This is a genomic window from Sphingomonas epibiotica, from assembly GCF_039615155.1.
Lineage (GTDB): Bacteria > Pseudomonadota > Alphaproteobacteria > Sphingomonadales > Sphingomonadaceae > Sphingomonas.
Window position 1 is genome coordinate 173,872 of record NZ_JBDGHY010000008.1, and the last position, 20,177, is coordinate 194,048.

Consider the following 20,177-nt stretch of genomic DNA (forward strand, 5'->3'; position numbering starts at 1 on the left):
ATCGGTGAGAGGGAATGACAATGGCTGATTTCGACCGCGACGACGAAGCGCAGGACGACGTTCTGAACCTGACCGAAGCGGATCAGGCGCCGGAAGAGCCCGATCAGCAGGACGATGCTGAGCAAGACGGCGAGGACGAGGAAATCGTGTTCGAGGTCGACGGTGCGCCGGTCGAGAGCGAGGCCGTAGCGGACAACGGGCTGGTCAAGCACCTCCGCCAACAGATCAAGGATCAGGCCGCCCGCCTGAAGCAGTACGAGCGCCCGCAGCAGCCGGTCGAGGTTGGACCGAAGCCGACGCTGGCCGGGTGCGAGTATGACGAGGAAGCGTACGAGCGCGAGCTTGATGCGTGGCGTGATCGCAAGGCCGAAGCCGACAAGGCAGGCCAGCAGCAGCGCGAGGCCGAGGAGGCGAACCAGAAGCGGTTCCAGGACGAGCACGCCGCCTATCAGGCCAAGAAGCAGGCGCTCGGGTTCGCGGACATGCCGCAGGCCGAAGCAGCGGTCGCCGATGCGCTCACTGACTGGCAGCAGAACGCTATCATTCGTTACGCTGGCGACCCGGCCAAAGTGATCTACGCGCTCGGCAAGAGCAGTGGCAAGCGCGACCAGCTCGCATCGCTCACCGATCCGATCGCGTTCGCCATCGCCGTGTCGAAACTGGAAGGGAACATTACCGTGTCGAAGCGACCCAAGCCGCCCGCCCCGGAAGAGATCGCACGCGGGACGGCACGGTCGCCGGGCGTCGACAAGGAGGAGGCGAGGTTGGAGAAGGAAGCCGATCGTACGGGTGATCGGACGGCGCTCATCAACTACCGGCGGTCAAAGCGCTAGGCACCGCAACTGCGTAGTTTGTGACACGAAACGCGGGGGTTATCGTCACCCCCGCATCGCCCCAGCGACCTCCGGCTGAGACGGGAGAGACAGATGCAGGCGCGCCCGAGCGGCGCTCAATCTGTTTCTCAAGGAGGCCCGCGTGGCGACCAGTTTCACCAAAGAAGAAAAGATCGTCTTCGACGAACTCGTCGAGAAGTTCGAGGATCAGCTGTCGTACGCCGCGCTGGCGAAGAAGTACGAGCCGCTGAACGGCGAACAGATGGTCCATACCCGCGACCGCTTCTGGATTCCGGCGCCGATGATCGGGTCGAGCTATGACGGCTTCGACCAGACCAGCAATTTCGACGGTCTGACCGAACTGGTCGTGCCGGTGTCGATTGGCGTCCACAAGGCGTCGCCCAAGGTCATCTCGGCGAAGAACCTGCGCAACAAGTCGGCGCTGTCGAACTATGCCGAAGCGGCATCCGAGACGTTCGCGAGCAACATCAACCACTCGCTGCGTCGCCGCGCTGCCCTTGAAGGCGGCAACTTCGTCAAGCGCACCGTCGCCCCGACCGGCTATGACGATCTGGCGCAGGCGAACGCTGCCATGACCCGCATCGGCGTTCCCGGCGCGAACCGTGTCGCCATGCTCGGCCTCGACGCGCAGATCGGCATGACTTCGAACCTCGCGAACCGCTCGGAAGCATCGGCGCGGTCGGACGATGCCTATTCGTCGGGCAAGATCGCGAACCGGGTCGCCGGCTTCACTGCCTACAGCGACGATCAGCCGATCATCCTGGCTGCGGCAAGCGGTGGCGCGACGACCGTCAATGGCGCCAACCAGTATCTCGAACCGCGCGGCACCTATGTCGAGCCGGACGGCGAAGAAATCAATCAGGACAACCGCTATTCGCTGCTGACCGTGACCGCGGCGACCTTCGGCAACATCAAGGAAGGCGACGCCTTCACGATCGCCGGCGTCAATGCGGTCCACATGATCTCGAAGCAGGATACCGGCAAGCTGAAGACGTTCCGCGTCATTGGCAAGCCGTCGGCGGGCGTGCTGAAGATCGCCCCGGCCATCATCTCGAATGGCGGCAACACGATCGGCGGCAAGGAATATCAGAACGTCACCGCCACTCCGGCGAACGGTGCGGCGATCACGTGGCTGAACACCACCACCGCCGAACTGAACCCGTTCTTCGTGCGCTCCTCGCTGCTGCTGCTGCCCGGCACGTTCACGGTCGATCCGGAAGATGGCTGGCAGACGATGCGGGCGACCACGCCGAAGCTCGGCATCGCCATCCAGTACACGCGGCAGGGCGACATCAACACGCTCAACGCGAAGATCCGCTGGGACATCGATTACGGCACCTCGCTGATCAACCCGGAAATGTCGGGGGCTATGGCCTTCGGCCAGGCATAAGGAGCGCACGGCATGACCACCGAAAGCAATCTGCCGAAGGGCGCTCCGAAGGGCCTCGAACTGTCGGACAGCGAGGTCGCCAAGGCCCGCAGCGAAGGCGCGAAGGAGGCGGTCAAGGAAACCGCCAAGGAAGCGTACATCGCTGCGACCGATGGCGAGCAGGCGGGCGACGTGTCGGGCGAGAAGTACCCCGGCAGCGAGGATATCCAGTTGTGGTCGCACTGGATCGACATGCCCGTCGCCGAGTTCGAGAAGGCAGTCGCCGACAAGGACCGGATCGCCGACGAGAAGGTCGCGGGCCTGCTGAAGCTGGAACGCGCCGGCCAGAACCGCACCCCGTATGTCAAGGCGCTGTGCAAGCGGTTGAAGGTCAAGTCGCCCTACGAGGTGACCAGCGCCGGCCCTGACTACACCAACGACGTGACCAGCGTTTCGAAGCTGTGACCGATACGCCCCGGATGCTCTACCGCGATGGAAGCGCGGTCGAAATCTGGGGTCGGATGGTCGACACCCGCATCGTCTCGGATGCGGAAGAACTGGGCGAGGCGCTGGCTTCTGGCTGGCGCCTCCGTCCCGATCGAGTCGACCCGCTCGACCATGACGGCGACGGGCGACGGGGCGGATCGCTGCCACGGCAGCGCAACCGGAGGCCGTAATGTCCGCGAATGTCCGACTGATCGATCCCGACACCGGCATCCCGTACCGGACCGGCCGTAACTCTGTCTCCTCGAACCTTTCGTGAGGTAGCATGACGCGCCTGACCCGCCAGACCCTGTTCACCCCGATCGTCAATGCCGGGCTAATCGACCGCATTCTCGAACAACAGACGGACCTCAACTCGCGTCTGGCGCCGATCGAGAGCAGCTACGCGCAGACGCAGGGCCTGATTGCCGGCGCGCTGGGCGAGCTTCAGCAGACGATCGCCACCACCAACGCCTTGCAGGACCAGCTCATCGACCTTGCCGCCTTCGTCACGGACGGCGCGCTATCGATGCTGCCAGTCGATACCGCAATGTACGCGAATTACCCGCCGTTCTCTGCCCGCACGATGGGCATCGAGGACCGTCTTACCGCAATCGGAGCCTGACGCATGGCCGCAATCGACTATGGTACTGGCCCGAATACGACGACGGGTGATCCTATCCCGTCAGCATTGGCGAAATTGAAGGCGCGTTTGCTGGCGGCAGGATTTGACCCCGGCATCGAAAGCGCCTCCAACGTGGCTTCGGCTATCCGCCTGATCGAAATGGCGACGGAAGCTGCTGAGACGGCTTACGTTCCGCCGCTTCCGGGGCCGATGCCGACGTTGACGATTAGCGGCGCTCTTTCGTTCGCGGCCAATGCGCCTGCCGGGACTGTTATTGCGTCCATCGGCAGCGTGCCTGCTGGCCAAGTCCCGACCGTAACACCGAACGACGGTCGCTTGGCCATTGCCGGTAATGCGCTTGCAGGATGGGCAATCGTCGTCGGCAGCAGCGCTTCGACGGCCGGCACGATTGCGGTGTCCGTAGCGGCAACTGGCGCGAACGGCGCGTCTGCAACCGTGACCGTCACGCCGGCTATTGTGACGCTGACGATCAGTGGTTCGCCCGGCTCGGGAACCGTTGGTACGTCGCCCTCCTTCGCGCCCACGATCAGCGGCGGTACCGCGCCGTACACCCTGTCGCTTCTCAATGGCACGCTGCCGCCGGGGCGGACGGTCAACGGCGCCGCGAAGACTGTCACTGGCACATACACCACCGCGGGAACCTACAGCTACACGTTGCGCGCTACGGACGCGGCGGGCGCCACGGCGGATCTTGCGATCAATATCACGGTCGCTGCCGCGGTCGTAGGGTTCGACGTGATACCGATTGCCGGCCAGTCGAACGCAGTTGGCCGCAGCGGGCCTGTCAGCCTGTCGCTCGACGCCACGGACGACCGTATCCAGCAGTACGGCTTTGATAGCCAGATGGTCACGCTGGCCTCTGACCCGCTCGACAATCAGGACGAAACCGCCGACACGGTTGGCTTCGGCATGTCGCTTGCAAAAGCCTATATCGCTGACGGTAAACTGGCGCCGAACCGCAAAATCCTGCTTGTCCCCGTCGCAAAGGGCGATACTGGCTTCACCGGGGGATTCTGGGTGGCCGGGGGCGAGGGCGACGTTGCTGCAATCGCTCGCATCAATGTGGCGATGGATCAGCCCGGTTCGAACAAGCTGGTTATGTTCGCATGGCACCAAGGTGAACGTGACCGGACGTCCACGCGGATTACGTATTCGGCCAATCTCGACGCCCTGATCGCGCGCTGGCGCTCTTCGATCACCGGCGCGGCCAACGCCCCGTTTGTCGTCGGCGGCCTTGTGGCGGGCGGCGGTCAGACGAACGCTGAAATTCAGACGGCGATCGAGGATACGCCAAACCGCGTTGCGCTGACGGCATATGCTTCGAGCGCTGGCCTGCCTGCCGGCAATGACGGAATCCACTTCAGTGCGACTAGCGAGCGCACGCTTGGCCGCGAGCGCTACTACCCGGCATTGGCGACTGCCCTCGCGAACAACGCGGCGCCCGCCGCGCCTGCGCAAGTTACTGGCCTCGTCGTCACGCCTGCGTCTGGTCAGGCTGGTTTGGCGTGGAACCTGCCTAGCGCGAACCGCTCGGCGATCACCGATTACGTGGTGGAGTACAAGCCGACGAGCGGTTCGACGTGGACCGTGTTTGCTGATGGCGTCTCCGCGAACATCGGGGCGACCGTCACTGGCTTGGCGAACGGCACTGACTACGACTTCTGTGTGTCGGCGAAGAATGCGATCGGGACGGGTCTGGTCAGCGCGGTTGTGAGCGCAACGCCGGTCGCACCGCCTTCGACTGGCTTCCTCGCGACGTTCGCCGCCCCAGACAACACCGGGATTGGTTCGTACACATCCGATAGCGGACACAAGGCGACGCAGATCCAAGGGACTGTCCGGATCATCGGCGAAATGTTCACTGCGACCCAAGTCGGAGCCGACGGCACGTGGGATTGGGTGCCCGGCAGCATATTCCAGAAGGTTAAGTTCCGGGTCAAGGTAAACAGCAAGAACGGTTCGCACTATGTGCGCTATCGCACGGTGGACGTTAACAATAACTTTTACTGCGGACTTGGCAGTGGCGGTGCGGTCCACACGATTGGTGCTTTGATCGCAGGCTCGAGTTCAGGGACTACGACCGGAACTGGCAGCACGTCGACGCCGACCGTGAATGTTGGCGACATTCTCGACTATGAAATGACCATTACCGGGACGGTGGGCGACGAAACGCACACGTTGACTGTGTCGCAGAATGGCGCGGCACGGGTCACAGTCGCAACCATCAAACCGACCGCCAACACCATGCAGGTGCTCGCCAATCCGGGACAGTTGGGATGGCGCGAGTTCAGCAGCACCAGCTCGGCAACCACGGGCTGTCAGATCGACAACCTAGAAGCGGTGGCGCTGTGACCTACAGCGGCACCTTTGGCGGGTGCGCTTGGCGCCACTGCACGCGTTCCGGGTCGCTGTCTCGCCAAACCGCATACGCGGTCACGGCAGTCACGACCGTCATCCAGAAGATCAGCCAAATCTTGTGCCACTTCGGCATTTCCCAATCCCCCAATCGAGGTCGGAAATCCCGGTACCTCGCAGGGAAAAGAATCGCTGAATCTTGGAGCCGAATCAACAGCTTGCATCCGGAATGGAGCCAGTCATGACCACCATCATCGCAAAGCACGGCAAGACCTACACGCTGGCGGACGGCGATCAGATCACGTTCGGCGGGCCGCTGAAGTCGATGGATGGCGATGGCAAGCCCAAGCCCGGCCGGTTTGCCTATCGCTGGGGCAAGGCGGCGGTCTGTTACCTGTACGTGCCGCGTCTGGAACTGGTCGATGGCAGCACGTATCGGGTTGCGGCGGCTGTCGAGACGCCTGCGCCCGAGCCGACGCCGGCACCGGAGCCGACGACCCCGCCCGCGAGCACTGGCCTCACCTCCGGCCTCCAGAACGGCAACAGCTACCTACAAACGGCGGACATGACGGTCGGCCTGAACCCGGCAGGCGGCATCGGCACGTCGGCGAACACGTCGCCCACCGGCTATCGCAGCGACACCGCGAACAACTTCGTCCGCATCGGTCTGTACGTCCCGCCGCTGTCCGATCTGGTGCTTCAGGGCCGCGCGATCGAAGGCTTCGGCCTCATGGTCGCGGGCAAGCGCTACGCCAACATGCTGCTGACCGGCTACAGCCAGATCGCGGGCAGCTTCAAGAACCCGACGACGTGGGAAGGCAGCGTGTCGGGCGTCGAGGTGACGCAGGCCATCACCATGTCGGGCAAGACGATCCGCCTCGCCGTCACCCTGCGCAACACGACCAGCACGGCGATCGACCTTCAGTATTTCCGTTCGATTGATCCGGATCAGGCGGGAGAGTTCAACACCGCGAACAAGGTGGTGTCGGCCGGCGTCGCGGAATGCACCGTAAAGGGCGGCAAGCTGGTGATCCGCGCGCCGGGTGCCGACTTCCACGTCACCACCTATGACAAGGCCCCGGATATCGGCACGCGTCGCGAAGTCGGCGTGTCCAAGACCGCCGATGAGGTCGTGCAGGCGGTGTTCCCGCGCGCCTCGCTCGCTGCGGGTCAGTTGGTGACGAACGTCGTCGAATACGAGGTCGTGACGGGATGAGCGGCCTAGCGGTATCCATCCCCGCCACGCAGGCGCAGGTCGACGCGATCGGCGCGAAGGCGGACAACGCGGCGAGCAAAGCGGATACCGCGCTGACCAAGGCGAACGCGATCGAAGCCGACATGCGAGCGCCGGTATGACCGTAGTCATCGTCCCCTATGGTCGCCCGAAAGGCGATATCGTCCGCACCGCCTACGCCGATGCGGGTCTGTCCGATGCCGATTTCGAGCTGGAGCCGGAGGAAATCAGCAAGGGTCTGCGCACGCTCAACAGCATGATGCAAGGCTGGCCGTTCAACCTCATGGGGTTCCAGCAGCCGGACTATGGGCTGGGGTTGCCCGAGGATGGCAGCGGCCTCGACGACGAGGATATCGATGGCGTCACGATGTCGCTGGCGTTCCGTCTGGCAGCCGGTATGGGCAAGATGCTGTCGCAGGACGTGAAGGCGCGCTACGCTCCGACGATCGCGGCGCTGCGGGCCAAATATGCTGTTATCCCGACCATGCCGTTCGCGCGCAGCACGCCGCGCGGGGCTGGTAGCCGTGGCCTGTTCGACGGCCCGTATATCTTCACCGACTGATGCCTGCCGTCCCCATCCTGTCGGGCGTGCTGGCGAACAACGGCGCCGGGTTCGAAATGTCGTACCCGCGCAACCTCGAACCGGTCATCGTCGATACGAAGCTTTCGAAGGGCCAACTGCGACTGACGGCGGGCGTGCGGACGTTCGCCACCGGCCCCGGCACCGACCGCGGCGCGATCGTCTGGAATGGGCTTGCCTACCGCGTGATGGGCGACAAGCTGGTGCGCTGGAACGGGACAACGCCGACGGTTCTTGGCACCATCCCCGGCACCGGGCCAGTCATGATGGATTACGGCTTCGATCGCATCTCGATCGCGGCGGATGGCAAGCTGTTCTACTATGACGGCACGGCGCTGACGCAGGTCACCGACGAGGACCTGGGCACGGTCATCGACGCGCTGTGGGTCGACGGCTTCACCATGTTCACCGATGGCACGTACATCGGCGTCACCGAATTATCCGACCCATATCAGGTCAAGCCGCTGAAATACGGCAGCGCAGAAGCTGATCCGGACCCGATCACCGGCATCATCAAGGTTCGCGAGGAGGTCCACGCGATCGGCACGAACACCATTCAGGTATTCCAGAACGTCGGCGGCAACGGCTTCCCGTTTCAGGTCATCAAGGGCGCGACGATCCCTTACGGCTGTGTCAGCCGGACGGCCAAGTGCCGGTTCGCGGAATCGTTCGCGTTCGTCGGAAGCGGCCGCGATGAGGCGCTGGCCGTCTATGTCGCTGGACAGGGCACGGCGATCAAGATCAGCACGCAGCGGATCGACCGGCTGTTGCGCGAGTGCCAGGACCCGACCACGATCGAGTGTGAAAGCCGCGTCTATGGCGATGAGAAACGGCTGCTGGTGCATCTGCCGAACCTGACGTTGGTTTATTTCGCTGACGCCTCGCGCGACGCGGGGCAGCCGATATGGGCCGAACAGGACGACGCGAGCCGGCACGCCGTGTTCGTCAACGGCGCGTATCAGGTGGCAAAGGGCGCTGTCGTCGGCATCCTCGACGACCAGATAGGCGAGCGGTTCGGCGAGCGGGTGCGTTGGTCGTTCGATGTCGGGTTGCTGGCGAACGACGGCGCGGCATTCCTGCTGCACTCGGTCGAGGCGATGGGATTGCCGGGGCGCAGCGATGGTGTAGCGTTCCTGTCGTTCACCCGCGACGGACAGACCTACAGCACACCCAAGGCGCAGAAGCTGGGACCGGTCGGGGCGCGCAGCAAGCGGGTCCAGTGGCGCCCACACATGCGCTTCCCGACCTATGTCGGTATGCGCTTCCATGGCGAGGGGCTGTTTGGCGTTTCAACGATCCAGATCGAAGGCGAGCCGCTGACATGAAAGTCGCTGGCAGTCTCCCCCGGACCGTCATCGCCGAGATTACGAGCAACCCTCGTGCCGCCGCGGCGCTGGAATCGCTGGCGCAACAGGTCGACGACACCACGACCACGACGCAACAGACGATCGCCGACACCCAAGCGCTTCAGGATGCGACGTTCCTGACGCTTTCCGGCAATGCGACGCTGACGGCAGAGCGGGTGCTGACCCAAGGATCGGGCGTCTCATTCCGGGACGCCGACGGACGGCTTACCGTGTCGCTCGACCAGACTGCGGTGCGCACCGATGGCGCCTATCCGGTGTCGTTGCTGGTCGACGGCCCGACACGCCTGTTCGCGCCACAAGGCGGCACGCTGGCTACACAGTCGAACCGCGAGACGTTCCAGAACAAGACGCTGGAAAAGCCGTTGCTGTCGGGCATCGAGAATTACGCCGATGACGCGGCAGCCGGGGCGGGGGGCGTGCCTGTCGGGGGCGTCTATCGTACTGGTTCGACGCTGAAAGTGCGGGCCGGCTAGGCAAAACAACTGCGTAGCGGCACCAATCGTCACCCTGCCGTAATGTCCTTCGCGAGCGTGGCGCGCGGAGGTCTCTAACCCGATGGGTCTGTTTAGCCTGATTGGAGGCATCTTCGGCGGTAACTCGCAGAAGAAGGCGTCTGCCTACGCGACGAAGGAAATGGTCGCGGCGGCGGATCGTGGCATTGCGGAAACGCGCCGCCAGTACGACGTAACCCGCGCCGATTACGCGCCCTATCTTACCGCTGGCACGCAAGCCCTGTCCGGCATGACTGGCTTGCTCGGGCTGGGTGGCGGCGAGCAGCAGGCGATGGCGATCGATGCGCTGAAGACCTCTCCACTGTACCAGAGCCTGTACCGGAACGGAGAAGAAGCGCTGTTGCAGAATGCTGCGGCGACCGGCGGCATCCGTGGCGGCAACACGGCGCGCGGGCTGGCGGACTTCGGCGCCGATACGCTTGCCTCGACCATTCAGCAGCAGCTTGCGAACCTTGGCGGCGTCGCTGGCATGGGCATGGGCGCGACGAACAGCGTGTCCGGCTTCGGCGCGCAGGCTTCGGGCAATGTCGTGAACCTGCTGGGTCAGCAGGGCGCGGCGCGGGCCGGTAATCACCTCCTGCGTGGTGGCATCAACGCCGCGAACTGGAACAACGCGGGCAGCTTCCTCGACGATATCGTTTCGGCTCTTGCCGGTGCTCCGAATCTCAGCAGTGGTCTGAAGGCAGCCGGGAAGCAGCTGTTCTAATGGCCGATCCCGTTAACTTCGCCGGGTATCTCGGGCAGGCACAACAGCTTGTCCCGAACTATCAAGAGGAAATGCTGCGCCGCCAGCTCGGCGCGTTGCAAACGCAGCAGCTTGGCCTTCAGAACGAGCAGATTGCGGCCAATACCCGGCTGATCGGCGCGCAGATGCAGCAGGAGGAACTGAAGCGGCAGCAGCAACAGGCATTTTCGGCGGAAGCGGAAGGCGTCATCCGGTCGGGCGACCCACGCCAGATCGCCGGCCTGATCGCCCGCTATCCGCAGTATGGCGACCAGATCAAGGGTGCGTGGGACCGCATGGATAGCCGTATCCAGTCGGTCAACCTGCGGGACATGGGCCAGATCTACGCGGCAGCGAACGGCGGGCGGTTCGACCTTGCCGCGACTGCGCTCCGCCGTCGCATCGAGGCGGACAAGGCTGCCGATGGGCAGGCTGACCCGAAGGACGAAGAAATCCTGAAGCTACTGGAAAGCCCAGACCCGGCTGACCAGAAGCGCGGGGCCGTGATGGTGGGCTTCTCCCTTGCCGCCGTCACCGGCCCCGACAAGTTCGCGTCGACCTATGGCGAGTTGTCGAAGGGCGAAGCCGGCTTCACGCTGTCGCCTGGCTCGAAGCGCTACGACAAGGATGGGAACGAGATTGCGTCGGCACCTTTCGCGCCGCGCACCGTCACCGTCGGTGAAGGTCAGACGGTCGTCGAGTACGATCCAAACGGGAGAGGAGGTGGTCCAGCATCTGGCGGTGGCGGGGGCGCTGGTGGAAGCGGCGCGCCCCGCAACGTCCGCAACAACAATCCCGGCAACATCATCGACAGCCAGTTCGCGCGTAGCCAGCCCGGCTATGTCCGCTCGGATGGCCGGTTTGCCGTGTTCGAGACTCCCGAAGCCGGCAAGGCCGCACAGGGCGCGTTGCTGAGCAGCTACATCGATCGCGGGTTCAACACTGTCGAGAAGATCATCAACCGTTGGGCGCCGCCGTCGGAGAACGACACCGGCACCTATGTCCGCAATGTCGCGCGCGAGCTTGGTGTTGATCCGCGCGCGCCGCTCGGCAAGGCTGCAATCCCGAAGCTGGCAGCGGCTATCACGCGCGTTGAAGGCGGGCCGGGCGGTTCGTCTGCTGGCGTGCCGGGCGCGACGACTGGCGGGGGCGTCCGCGTGATTGCTCAGGGGCAGCCAAAGCAGGGCTACCAGGTCATGACGCCGGAGGAGAACCGGGCAGCAGGCCTTGACCCCAATGTCCGCTATCAGCGTGGCCCCAACGGGCAGATTACGGCGCTCGGCGGGCAGACGAAGGCCAACACCGGCGGTGGTAAGGTCATGCGCCAAGGCGACGCTGACAAGCTCGAAAAGCAGGTCAGCACCGTTGCCGCGCTGCGCTCGGCGCTGTCCGGGTTCAAGGACGACTTCGGCGGCAACACTCTGACCGGTGAGACGGAAAACTGGCTGCAAGGCCTGACCGGGCTGGGAACCACGGGGCAGCGTGATTGGTGGTCGAACTTCCGCGCAACGGACAACCTGATCCGGAATGAGTTGTTTGGCGCGTCGCTGACGGATGGCGAGAAGAAGGCGTACGACTCGACAACCGTCACTCCCCGGATGGCGCCAAGCGAAATTCGTCGCAACCTTCAACGCCGTGTGAGGGTCGCGGAAACCGCTTTAGCGCGTCGGGTCGCCCGGCTGAAAGCCGCTGGCTTCAATTCAGATGAGATCGACGCAGCAACCGGCGGCATTGCTGCTGGCGGCATTGCGACCGTGCGCACCAAGCAGGAGGCAATGCGCTTGGCTCCGGGCACGTTGTACCGCGCACCCGACGGGAAGGTTCGCCGCCGATGAGTGATTGGCCCGGCACCGTCATTGACGACGAAGCGGTTTTCGATGCCCCGAAAGCCAAGGATGCCGCGCCAGCGCGTGCGCAAACCGCCGATGTATTCCCCGGTGAAGAACTGCCTGCGGACGATCCGCGTCTTGTCGACGGCGGGTATGAGACGATCGGCGGGTTCGCCGACGAGCTGCCGCGTGAAGCGGTCAGTCGCATGTCGCCCGAGGACGAGGCGAAGGTGCGCGAGATGCTTTTGAGCGGCGCGGATGCCAGCGCAGTTCGCGAGTTCGTTGCGTCTAAGGGGTTCCAGATGAACAATCTGGATTCTGTCTTAGCGGCACGGGACCAGACCGGGCAGGTTAATAAAAACTCGGTCTATGAGCTGAAGCCGGTCGCCTTACCCGAGGAAGATGGCACGGGCGCCGCCCTTCGTGGCTTCGGTGACACCGTGACGTTCGGCACATTGCCGAAGCTTGGCGCATTGGCGGGAGCGACGGCGGACTGGCTGAGCAGCGATACCGCCTTTGCGGATGCTTTTGCCCGCCATCTCGACGAGAATAACGGCATCATACAGGGCGACGAACGCGATAGCCCGTACCTGCGTATGGGGGGGCAGCTAGCTGGCGGCCTTGTGTTGCCGGCGGGCATCGAGGGCGTTGGTTTCCGCGCGGGTCAGCAAGCGCTCCGCGCCGGCGCCACGATCGGCGAGGCGCGCGCCGCTGCATCGATTGCGGTTCGCAACCGTCTCGCTGGTGTAGGCGGCGGGTACGGCGTTGCCCACGGCGTCGGTTCGGCAGACTCTTTTGGTGAAGCCGCTACTGGCGCGCTGACGGAGGGCGCAGTTGGTGCGGCGGGGGGCTTTTTGGCTGGCGCTGCTGGTCAGGTGCTCGCACCTCGATCAGCGGCGCGCGCTGCCGCCGCGCGCGCGGCACCAATCCCGGATTCGACAAAGTTCGCGCAAGCAGCAGAGCGGCAGGGTATCGAATATCTTCCCGCTGACGTGCAGGGCAACCAGGGCAAGCAGATCGCCGCACGCATGGCGTCTGGCATTGCAAACGTCACGCTCGGCGGCATTCCCTTGTCAGAGGCGGCGCAGCGCATCGTCGGCACCGCGAAGGCGGCTCGCGATCGGATCGCACAGGCTGTGGGCGTCGTGACAGATGGTGCAGGCGTGGGGCAGGCGGTCCAGCGTGGCGCTCGCCAGTTCATGACGGAATCGGAACGGCGTGGCGCGGCGCTATACGACGCGATCCCGATCCCGCCGGAACAGGATGCGGTTCTCAGCAGCACCCGGTCGGCGCTCGTGGAACTGACCGCAGGTATGAAAAGCAACCCGCAGCTTTCAAAGCTGGTGGCCGAGAACCCACGACTGAAGGCGATGCTTGATGCCCTTACGCCGAAGGAGAAGGTTCAGCCGGCGACGCCGGAACAGCCGGGGGGCATGGGCTTCGGCGTTGATATCGAACCGATCCCCGGCACTCCCGCTCGTCCGACGGGCGTCATGGAAGGCGGCAAACTGTCGTGGCAGGACCTGAAACGGTTCCGCACGATTATCGGCGAAATCACGGGCCAGCCCACACTTAGCCCTAGCCTAAGCAACAAAGCGCTACGACGCCTGTATTCGGCATTGTCCGACGACATGCGAGCGACTGCGCAGAAGTCCGGCGACCGCGCTCTGACCGCGTTTGACCGGGCAAACCAGTATTGGCGCGGGCGGCAGGGGCGTATCGACAACGTGCTTTCCGATGTTCTGGGTGACGATCTCCAAAAGGGCGCGGAAAACGCGGCGAAGCAGATCAACACGTGGGCAACACGCACAACCGCCGACAGCAACCGCCTCGGTCGCTTGATCCGCAGTCTGCCAACGGACGAAGCCGACACAGTGCGTGCGTCCATCATCAGCCGGTTGGGGCGCGCCTCGTCAGGTCGGCAGGATCAGGGCGGCGAGGTGTTTTCCCCAGCTGAGTTCGCGACGCAATGGGACAAGCTGGACCCGCGCGCTAAGAACATCCTGTTCCAGGGCGAGCATCGCAAGGCGCTGGACGACGTAGCTCGCGTGATGAGCGGTATGAAGGCGTCGTCGCAGTTCGCCAACTCGTCGAAAACGTCGATAGGCACAAATGCCATTGCGTTGATCACGTGGGCCTTTGCGAACCCTCTTGCCGCTGGCGTTGCGGCCGGAACGCAGATCGGTTTCGGGAAGGTGCTGTCGTCAACGCGGTTCGCTAAGTGGCTCGCTGCTGCTCCGAAGAAGCCCAATGGGGCGGCGTTCGTCGATCACGTCGGGCGGCTGTCTGGCATCGCCAAGGCGGAACCGGCGCTGGCCAACGACATATTTGGCCTTCAAGCACGCCTCGGAGAAGCGTTCAGCGCCAACGCACCGGCACGTCTCGCAGCGCAGGAAGGTGGTGACGAAGCCGCTGTAGCTAACGGGCAGGACGGATACCGCCAGACCCCACCGGAAGGCACGCAGCCATGATCGCATCCACGGAAGCTACCCGCCATGACTAGGCTTGCCAACCCCACGCCGCTGTTCCTCGACCGTCGCGGCACGCTGCTGGACGCTGGCCAGATCTATGTCGGCGTCGCCGGCTCCGATCCCGAACTGTCGCCGATTGCGGTGTTCTGGGACAAGGAACGCACGATCGAGGCCGCGCAACCGCTGCGTACGTCGGGCGGGGTGATTGTCAACGGTCGCTCGCCGGCTTTCGTCTACACCGCTGCTGCCGACTATTCGATGCGGGTCCGCGACGCAGATAGCAACGAGGTGTCGTACGTCCCATCCTCGGTCGATGCGGCGGGCGATGACCTGTACCAGCCCAAGGACAGCGACCTGACGGCCATCGCCGCGCTGGCCACGACCGAGTTCGGGCGCCAGTTGCTGACGCTCGCGAACGCTGCGGCGCTTCGGGATGCGACCGGGATTCCGAATGGCTTGCCGGTCGCTGGTGGAACGATGACGGGCAACATCGGCCGTCAGGGTGCCGGATCGCACCTGTATCACGTCAATTCGGCCTACACCTCGGGCCGCGTCTTCGGACCCGAATACACCACCGATCCGACGACGCAGCCGGGCGATATCTGGTTCAAGCCCAATGGCTGAGTTCCGCACCGCTTCGGGCCTTGCGAGCGCCACGCCGTTCCTGCGCACTGCGTCGGGACTGGTGAAGGCGACCGCTCGGTTTTTTGGCGAATCGGGCCCTGTGGACGGCGGCGGCGGGGAAGCGCCCGACGTGATGGCAGCCGCGAACCCCGCTTCAGTCTTTGGCACCGGGCGCTTCCCGACCGTTACGACTGGTTCGACGACGGTAGGCGTTAGCGGCGGCAAGACACCGTTCTCGTTCGCGTGGACGACGGTCGATGCTTCGGGATCGTGGGAAATCACCTCCCCGACCAATGCGACAACGGCTTTCCGCTGCACCAGTGCTGTTCAGGACGATTCTCAAGACGCGACCTTCCGCTGCACCGTGACCGACGCGAACGGCAAGACTGCCGCCGCCGACGTGACCGCGCAAGCCTACCGATATGGAACGAACGATGGCACCATTCAGCGATAGCGTCCGCGACCAGTATAACCGCCCGGTGCTCGGGGCGACTATCCACGTCTTTACGCAGGCGGGGGCGTTGGCAACCCTGTACACTGAGTCGGGTGGTCCGCTGGCCAACCCCATTCTGGTCGACGCGCTCGGCAATTACAGCTTCTACGCCGACGACGCGAAGTACCGTCGCGAGATTCGGCTTGGCTCGCGGCTGCTGGAAGCGTCGGACATCATCGTTGGTGATCCGCCGGAGTATGTAGGCAAGCCGGGCGATCCCGGTCCCGCAGGCAACGTCGCCGCAACGCTCGACCAGTTGAAAGCCGCGCCGATCACCAACGTCACCATGATCTACGACGGCGACACGTGGGTCTGGACCGCGCTTGATTACACCGGTCTCGCGGACGACGCGTTCGTGGTCAAGAGCGACGACCATCCGCTCTCCGAAGGCGCGTGGGTGCGTCAGATTGACCGGATCACCGTGATCGCAGCGGGCGGCAAGGGCGATGGCGGATCAGACGAGAGCGATGCGGTCGAGCGCGCAGTGGCGGCGGTGAAGGCGACCGGCGGTACGATCGTCTTCGGCGATGCGCCGGGCTATCGGCTGACGCGTCCCATGCGGACGCTGGGGAAGCGCATCGCGATCGAAATCGGTATCACGACGGTGTACGAGCCGCGCGATCAGCATGGGCTTATCGTCGAGCGCAACGGCTGTACCGTGCGGGGCACGTCGCCATGGGGATCGATCCTCAAGAAACACCCGCTAACGGCGGCCCCGGTGATGCCGGTGCTGACGCCGGTTATCGTCGATGGAAAGATCGTCTCAATCACCGCCACCGGCGGTTCGGGCTTCCTGACCAATCCGGTGTTGCGGATCGAGAACAGCCCGGCGAACGCCGATATTTCGACACCGGACGCGTCGGCGATCGCGACCATCGCCGGCGGCACGATCGCGTCGATTGCTGTTGTCGCGCAGGGCAGCGGCTATGACCCGGCCGACCCGCCGACGATCGAAATCGTCGGGGGTGGTCCGGCCGGTATCTACTCCGCCGGCATTCAGGATTTCGTCTGCGAGAATGTGACGTTCGACCATGGGTATCGGCCGCATGTTGTCGGGCTGTACCAGTTCGGTGGCTGGTGGGGGCGGTTCAACAAGCTGAATGACTTCTACACCGTCGCGACCGGCTTTCATTCGTTGCACCCGACCGCGATCAGCGCATTGATCATGTCGACGACGCTCGGTGCGCCCGGTCCCAACGGCAGCTACGACGGGGCCTATGTCAACCGATACGCAGGGCTGGCGATGTACCGTGTCGCGATGGTCGGCAAGGATACGTCGACGGTGACGACGGCCCACCTAGACAGCTGCGACATCAAGGAGCGCATTTTTCAAGCGTGCATCTGCATTACGGAGACGAACCCGGTCGCGCAGGCCCCGTTCGGTAGCCGCAATCTTGAGTTGACGAATGTCGACGGCCTGACGTGGTTGGGCGGTGACATGGAGGATGCCGGGATCGGCTTCAAGTTCATGGGGGCGTGCAACAACATCGTCGTGTGGAACACCGTGACCTACGCCGCGTCCGGTCCGCGCTTCCGGGGAATGGCTGGTACAGGCAGCATCTTCAAGTTCGCCGAGTCGAACAGCACGCGCGAGCCGCTGCATATCGGTTCGGCGGGCAGCGCCGGTGCAGCATGGCAGAATGTCGGATGGCGACAGCTGCACCGACAGGGCATTCAGTATCGCGGCGATACGTGGGTAGACAGCACCAACGTCAAGCTGTTCCTTGGCACGTCCGACGTGGTGATGGGCAATCTCGACGACACGTCTGCACCCGGCAGTGCGATGGTGCGGCGCGGGTCGCAGATGGAATATTACACCTTCTCGCCCGGTGCGAATCCGCGCACGGGAGCGCTATTCGGCGTCTGGAACAACGACGGCATTTCGATCGGCGGCGCTGTCGGGCTTCAGGTCGGTGGAACGCGCGTCGTGAAGCCCCGCCAAGCGGCCTTGCCCCCCGCCGCAACCGATCTTGCCACCGCAATCACGCTGCTGAACGCCCTGCGTGCTGGGGTGATCGCGTCCACCGGCCACGGCCTCTTCGAAGGATAAGCCATGTACCGCATCATCTGCGACATTTCCGGAATGATCCACGAATACGCAGGCGAAGGGCGCTGGGTGCGTGAGGGCGGCTTGCGGTTCGACACCCAGGCCGATGCCGAAGCGCGCCTTGCTGCGGACAGCGGCCGCATCAACCCGCGTATTCGGCCCAGCATCCGCATCGAATCCGCGCCATGACCACCTTCGCCACCGCAATCGCCGGCAGCTTCGAGCGCGCACCGTGGGGCTGGGCGCTGGCCGGCTCCGTCATTCTCGCAATCATTAAGGGGTGGCCGGCGATCGTGGACGCAAGCCTGCGCGCGAAGATGGCGTTGGGGGACAGGCGCGTGTCGCGTATCGAGAAACTGGAAGCCAAGATAGACGAGCAGAGGGTGTCGTACGAGGCCGAAATCGGCATCCTGCGGCACGAGCTGAATAACGTGACGACGGCCTTCGAAGCGCTCTTGATGATGATCGAGGCAAAGCCGGAAGCGGCCGCGGAGCATGTCGCGCGCATCCGAGCCATGCGGGCGCAGCACAAGACGGACACGGCGGTGGAGAAGGCGACCATTCGCGCGGCGCGGATCGTGGCCGCGTCGCCTAGCCCGGTCGCGCCTGTGACGCCGGTCAAGGAGGGCGGGGAATGATCGACTGGAAAGCCACCCAGAAGCGGCTAGGCGTCACGCCAGACGGCATCCCCGGTCGCGGCACCTATACGGCACTGCTGCGGGTTGTCGGTCCGAACGCTGACGCTGCGGTCATCAAGTCGCTTGCCAACGCCTGTGTCGTCCATCTGCCGGCATATGGCGTCGACCAGTCCGTAACCCGCCTTGCCGACTTCTTCGCCCAGACGGCGAATGAAACGGGCGGCTACCGGGTGTTCGTCGAGAACCTGAATTACAGCAGCGAGGCGCTGGTGCGGACGTGGCCGTCGCGCTTCACGCCCGCTAGTGCGGCGACCGTCGCCCGCAAGCCCGAGATGATCGCAAGCCGGGTCTATGATGGCCGCATGGGCAACACGCAGCCGGGGGATGGCTGGGCGTTCCGGGGCAGGGGGATGCTGCAACTGACCGGTCGCGCGAATTATGAGGCGGCGGATCGGCGTCTCGGGCTAGGGCTGGATACCGACCCGGACCTTGCCGCTGTGCCCGCGCTCAGCCTGCTACTGGCCTGCGACTTCTATAAGGACCGCAAGGTGTTCGCGGCGCTGGATCGCGGGGACACGGACGGCGCGCGGCGCATCACGAATGGCGGAACGATCGGTCTGGCGCATGTCAACGTGTTGCGGACCAAGCTGCTGGAGGTGCTGCGATGAACGCGACCGAAATGCAGTACCGCGCCTTCTTGGCCGTCGTCGTCGCCGCCACGCTGGTCGCCCTCGCGCCGATCGCTGTCAGCGGCATCCGTGGCGAAGCGCTACCTGCTGGCCTGATCGACATTGCCGACAAGTCGGTGGTGGCCTTCGCTGGCCTGCTGGGCGCGATCGGTGCCCTGCTGTTCCGGCAGAACGCGACCGATCAGGCGCGCATCGAGACGCAGAGCAAGGCGCTCGACACGGTGCGCGACGCCATTGCCGCGACGCCCGCCAATCGCCCGCTCGGCACGCCCGACGATCCTATCGCAACGGAGGAAGTACGGTGAAAATCAACCTGAAGAAAGCCGCCGGCTCGGTGGTGAAGGCCGCCAAGGAGAACCCCGAAACCGCGCTGGCGATCGCGAGCCTGCTGGCACCGGGCCTCTTCCGCAAGCTCGCGCCGAAGGTCGTGCCGATCATCGTAGCGGCGGCGGGGAAGAAGTAGGGCGCTTATCCGGAGTTTCACCGGCCCGCAGTCATCCCCAATCCATACGACCGGGTCGTGCGTTCTTCTCGGGTCACGCCCTGTGCTGCGGACTGGTCAGCCACTCGCTTCCCATCCCGGCTGAGCTTCTACTGGCGTGGTACAAGCGGGACGCCCTACCAGGGTTACCTCCCACACTCAGCAGCGTGCTTTTACGGGCCATAGCCTTGTCCGCTGTGTCCGCAGCCCCACCACCCTACACGACTCGCCCAAAACCGCAAGTTCCGCTTTGTCAACGGGGCGGGGTGTGGTAGGTGGAAATTGCTGCGGCGGCGTGGATGGACACGCGGGGTGAGCCCCTCATTGCTAGCTTCGGGGTGAGTGTGCACGCAAGCCCCCGACAACCAGACCTAGCCGGTTTCGAGTCCGGCCCGCAGCTACCGCTTCACTTCCTGAGTGATAATTGCAGTGGTCAGATGGCCGGCTAGTCCAGCGAGGCGATGCGGATGGATCGGCCCGCCTTCACACCACGCGACGATCGCAGCATGGACTTTAGTCTGCATTGCCTGCCATTCTTCCGCCATCGGGTAAGGCTCGCGGAACTGACCCTCCTGCATAGGCTCGCCCGCAAAGTCTTTGTGGGGAAACCATGCCCGACCATGCGCCGCCAACCGGTGCTTGGCGAAAGCGACGGCTCCAACACAGTCCGGGCCTGTCGGATGAACGATCATGTTCCAGCCCATCGAACCGGGTTCCCAATCGTCCAGACGCGCGAACGCCTCTCGATCAGCCTGGGTTACGATCACATCGCTCTCCACGC

At 64.4% G+C, this 20,177-nt stretch carries 23 protein-coding genes; 22 read left to right on the plus strand and 1 reads right to left on the minus strand.

The genetic code is table 11. From position 1 onward, the window contains the following. The first annotated feature begins 20 nt into the window (after window positions 1-20). The 22 genes from AAIO73_RS16725 (at window position 21) to AAIO73_RS16830 (ending at window position 19,378) form a co-directional block, all read left to right on the plus strand. A complete protein-coding gene (locus AAIO73_RS16725; RefSeq protein WP_345879491.1) occupies window positions 21-833 on the plus strand; it encodes a hypothetical protein in 813 nt (270 codons plus the stop codon). A gap of 142 nt (window positions 834-975) precedes the next feature. Then, window positions 976-2,244, plus strand: a complete 1,269-nt coding sequence (locus AAIO73_RS16730; protein WP_345879493.1) for a P22 phage major capsid protein family protein — start codon at window positions 976-978, stop codon at window positions 2,242-2,244. 12 nt (window positions 2,245-2,256) lie between these two features. Next, window positions 2,257-2,688, plus strand: coding sequence for a hypothetical protein (locus AAIO73_RS16735; RefSeq protein ID WP_345879495.1), 432 nt, complete (start codon window positions 2,257-2,259; stop codon window positions 2,686-2,688). After that, window positions 2,685-2,900 (plus strand): hypothetical protein, encoded by a 216-nt coding sequence (locus AAIO73_RS16740; protein WP_345879496.1) that lies wholly within the window; start codon window positions 2,685-2,687, stop codon window positions 2,898-2,900. The genes AAIO73_RS16735 and AAIO73_RS16740 overlap by 4 nt, the downstream gene beginning before the upstream one ends. Window positions 2,901-2,992: 92 nt before the next feature. Continuing rightward, window positions 2,993-3,331 carry a hypothetical protein gene (locus AAIO73_RS16745; RefSeq protein WP_345879497.1) on the plus strand — a complete coding sequence of 113 codons (339 nt, stop codon included), beginning with the start codon at window positions 2,993-2,995 and terminating at the stop codon, window positions 3,329-3,331. A gap of 3 nt (window positions 3,332-3,334) precedes the next feature. Continuing rightward, window positions 3,335-5,704 carry a sialate O-acetylesterase gene (locus tag AAIO73_RS16750; protein ID WP_345879499.1) on the plus strand — a complete coding sequence of 790 codons (2,370 nt, stop codon included), beginning with the start codon at window positions 3,335-3,337 and terminating at the stop codon, window positions 5,702-5,704. Window positions 5,705-5,948: 244 nt separating this feature from the next. Beyond that, window positions 5,949-6,923, plus strand: a complete 975-nt coding sequence (locus tag AAIO73_RS16755; RefSeq protein WP_345879500.1) for a hypothetical protein — start codon at window positions 5,949-5,951, stop codon at window positions 6,921-6,923. Beyond that, on the plus strand, window positions 6,920-7,063 hold the full coding sequence (locus AAIO73_RS16760; protein ID WP_345879502.1) for a hypothetical protein: 144 nt from the start codon (window positions 6,920-6,922) through the stop codon (window positions 7,061-7,063). Before AAIO73_RS16755 ends, AAIO73_RS16760 begins: the two co-directional genes overlap by 4 nt. Continuing rightward, window positions 7,060-7,503, plus strand: a complete 444-nt coding sequence (locus tag AAIO73_RS16765) for a packaged DNA stabilization gp4 family protein (protein WP_345879503.1) — start codon at window positions 7,060-7,062, stop codon at window positions 7,501-7,503. Before AAIO73_RS16760 ends, AAIO73_RS16765 begins: the two co-directional genes overlap by 4 nt. Beyond that, the gene (locus AAIO73_RS16770; RefSeq protein ID WP_345879504.1) at window positions 7,503-8,846 is read left to right on the plus strand and encodes a packaged DNA stabilization protein; all 1,344 of its coding nucleotides are present in this window, start codon (window positions 7,503-7,505) and stop codon (window positions 8,844-8,846) included. The genes AAIO73_RS16765 and AAIO73_RS16770 overlap by 1 nt, the downstream gene beginning before the upstream one ends. Then, window positions 8,843-9,361 carry a hypothetical protein gene (locus AAIO73_RS16775; RefSeq protein ID WP_345879505.1) on the plus strand — a complete coding sequence of 173 codons (519 nt, stop codon included), beginning with the start codon at window positions 8,843-8,845 and terminating at the stop codon, window positions 9,359-9,361. Before AAIO73_RS16770 ends, AAIO73_RS16775 begins: the two co-directional genes overlap by 4 nt. Window positions 9,362-9,443: 82 nt before the next feature. Then, a complete protein-coding gene (locus AAIO73_RS16780) occupies window positions 9,444-10,106 on the plus strand; it encodes a hypothetical protein (RefSeq protein ID WP_345879507.1) in 663 nt (220 codons plus the stop codon). Next, window positions 10,106-11,959 carry a hypothetical protein gene (locus AAIO73_RS16785; RefSeq protein WP_345879508.1) on the plus strand — a complete coding sequence of 618 codons (1,854 nt, stop codon included), beginning with the start codon at window positions 10,106-10,108 and terminating at the stop codon, window positions 11,957-11,959. Before AAIO73_RS16780 ends, AAIO73_RS16785 begins: the two co-directional genes overlap by 1 nt. After that, the gene (locus AAIO73_RS16790; RefSeq protein ID WP_345879510.1) at window positions 11,956-14,424 is read left to right on the plus strand and encodes a hypothetical protein; all 2,469 of its coding nucleotides are present in this window, start codon (window positions 11,956-11,958) and stop codon (window positions 14,422-14,424) included. The genes AAIO73_RS16785 and AAIO73_RS16790 overlap by 4 nt, the downstream gene beginning before the upstream one ends. Before the next feature lie 24 nt (window positions 14,425-14,448). Continuing rightward, on the plus strand, window positions 14,449-15,048 hold the full coding sequence (locus AAIO73_RS16795; protein ID WP_345879513.1) for a hypothetical protein: 600 nt from the start codon (window positions 14,449-14,451) through the stop codon (window positions 15,046-15,048). Continuing rightward, the gene (locus AAIO73_RS16800) at window positions 15,041-15,502 is read left to right on the plus strand and encodes a hypothetical protein (RefSeq protein ID WP_345879515.1); all 462 of its coding nucleotides are present in this window, start codon (window positions 15,041-15,043) and stop codon (window positions 15,500-15,502) included. Before AAIO73_RS16795 ends, AAIO73_RS16800 begins: the two co-directional genes overlap by 8 nt. Next, a complete protein-coding gene (locus AAIO73_RS16805) occupies window positions 15,483-17,591 on the plus strand; it encodes a hypothetical protein (protein ID WP_345879516.1) in 2,109 nt (702 codons plus the stop codon). Before AAIO73_RS16800 ends, AAIO73_RS16805 begins: the two co-directional genes overlap by 20 nt. Window positions 17,592-17,594: 3 nt before the next feature. Further along, window positions 17,595-17,777, plus strand: coding sequence for a hypothetical protein (locus tag AAIO73_RS16810; protein WP_345879517.1), 183 nt, complete (start codon window positions 17,595-17,597; stop codon window positions 17,775-17,777). Beyond that, a complete protein-coding gene (locus AAIO73_RS16815) occupies window positions 17,774-18,226 on the plus strand; it encodes a hypothetical protein (RefSeq protein ID WP_345879518.1) in 453 nt (150 codons plus the stop codon). The genes AAIO73_RS16810 and AAIO73_RS16815 overlap by 4 nt, the downstream gene beginning before the upstream one ends. Continuing rightward, entirely contained in the window at window positions 18,223-18,894 is a 672-nt protein-coding gene (locus AAIO73_RS16820; RefSeq protein ID WP_345879520.1) for a glycoside hydrolase family 19 protein, read from the plus strand. Before AAIO73_RS16815 ends, AAIO73_RS16820 begins: the two co-directional genes overlap by 4 nt. Then, entirely contained in the window at window positions 18,891-19,220 is a 330-nt protein-coding gene (locus tag AAIO73_RS16825; RefSeq protein ID WP_345879522.1) for a hypothetical protein, read from the plus strand. Before AAIO73_RS16820 ends, AAIO73_RS16825 begins: the two co-directional genes overlap by 4 nt. Next, window positions 19,217-19,378 (plus strand): hypothetical protein, encoded by a 162-nt coding sequence (locus AAIO73_RS16830; RefSeq protein WP_345879524.1) that lies wholly within the window; start codon window positions 19,217-19,219, stop codon window positions 19,376-19,378. Before AAIO73_RS16825 ends, AAIO73_RS16830 begins: the two co-directional genes overlap by 4 nt. A 416-nt stretch (window positions 19,379-19,794) precedes the next feature. On the opposite strand, the gene AAIO73_RS16835 is transcribed toward AAIO73_RS16830, so the two are convergent. Beyond that, window positions 19,795-20,177: hypothetical protein (locus AAIO73_RS16835; RefSeq protein ID WP_345879526.1), on the minus strand; the 383-nt coding region annotated here is incomplete at its 5' end.

Excerpts from the sequence above, each read along its gene's own strand:
- AAIO73_RS16750 (WP_345879499.1), top strand. The coding sequence starts at position 3,335 with ATGGCCGCAATCGACTATGGTACTGGCCCGAATACGACGACGGGTGAT.
- AAIO73_RS16825 (WP_345879522.1), top strand. The coding sequence starts at position 18,891 with ATGAACGCGACCGAAATGCAGTACCGCGCCTTCTTGGCCGTCGTCGTC.
- AAIO73_RS16745 (WP_345879497.1), top strand. The coding sequence starts at position 2,993 with ATGACGCGCCTGACCCGCCAGACCCTGTTCACCCCGATCGTCAATGCC.
- AAIO73_RS16790 (WP_345879510.1), top strand. The coding sequence starts at position 11,956 with ATGAGTGATTGGCCCGGCACCGTCATTGACGACGAAGCGGTTTTCGAT.
- AAIO73_RS16795 (WP_345879513.1), top strand. The coding sequence starts at position 14,449 with ATGACTAGGCTTGCCAACCCCACGCCGCTGTTCCTCGACCGTCGCGGC.
- AAIO73_RS16820 (WP_345879520.1), top strand. The coding sequence starts at position 18,223 with ATGATCGACTGGAAAGCCACCCAGAAGCGGCTAGGCGTCACGCCAGAC.
- AAIO73_RS16810 (WP_345879517.1), top strand. The coding sequence starts at position 17,595 with ATGTACCGCATCATCTGCGACATTTCCGGAATGATCCACGAATACGCA.
- AAIO73_RS16755 (WP_345879500.1), top strand. The coding sequence starts at position 5,949 with ATGACCACCATCATCGCAAAGCACGGCAAGACCTACACGCTGGCGGAC.
- AAIO73_RS16725 (WP_345879491.1), top strand. The coding sequence starts at position 21 with ATGGCTGATTTCGACCGCGACGACGAAGCGCAGGACGACGTTCTGAAC.
- AAIO73_RS16760 (WP_345879502.1), top strand. The coding sequence starts at position 6,920 with ATGAGCGGCCTAGCGGTATCCATCCCCGCCACGCAGGCGCAGGTCGAC.
- AAIO73_RS16765 (WP_345879503.1), top strand. The coding sequence starts at position 7,060 with ATGACCGTAGTCATCGTCCCCTATGGTCGCCCGAAAGGCGATATCGTC.
- AAIO73_RS16805 (WP_345879516.1), top strand. The coding sequence starts at position 15,483 with ATGGCACCATTCAGCGATAGCGTCCGCGACCAGTATAACCGCCCGGTG.
- AAIO73_RS16775 (WP_345879505.1), top strand. The coding sequence starts at position 8,843 with ATGAAAGTCGCTGGCAGTCTCCCCCGGACCGTCATCGCCGAGATTACG.
- AAIO73_RS16780 (WP_345879507.1), top strand. The coding sequence starts at position 9,444 with ATGGGTCTGTTTAGCCTGATTGGAGGCATCTTCGGCGGTAACTCGCAG.
- AAIO73_RS16815 (WP_345879518.1), top strand. The coding sequence starts at position 17,774 with ATGACCACCTTCGCCACCGCAATCGCCGGCAGCTTCGAGCGCGCACCG.
- AAIO73_RS16785 (WP_345879508.1), top strand. The coding sequence starts at position 10,106 with ATGGCCGATCCCGTTAACTTCGCCGGGTATCTCGGGCAGGCACAACAG.
- AAIO73_RS16735 (WP_345879495.1), top strand. The coding sequence starts at position 2,257 with ATGACCACCGAAAGCAATCTGCCGAAGGGCGCTCCGAAGGGCCTCGAA.
- AAIO73_RS16800 (WP_345879515.1), top strand. The coding sequence starts at position 15,041 with ATGGCTGAGTTCCGCACCGCTTCGGGCCTTGCGAGCGCCACGCCGTTC.
- AAIO73_RS16770 (WP_345879504.1), top strand. The coding sequence starts at position 7,503 with ATGCCTGCCGTCCCCATCCTGTCGGGCGTGCTGGCGAACAACGGCGCC.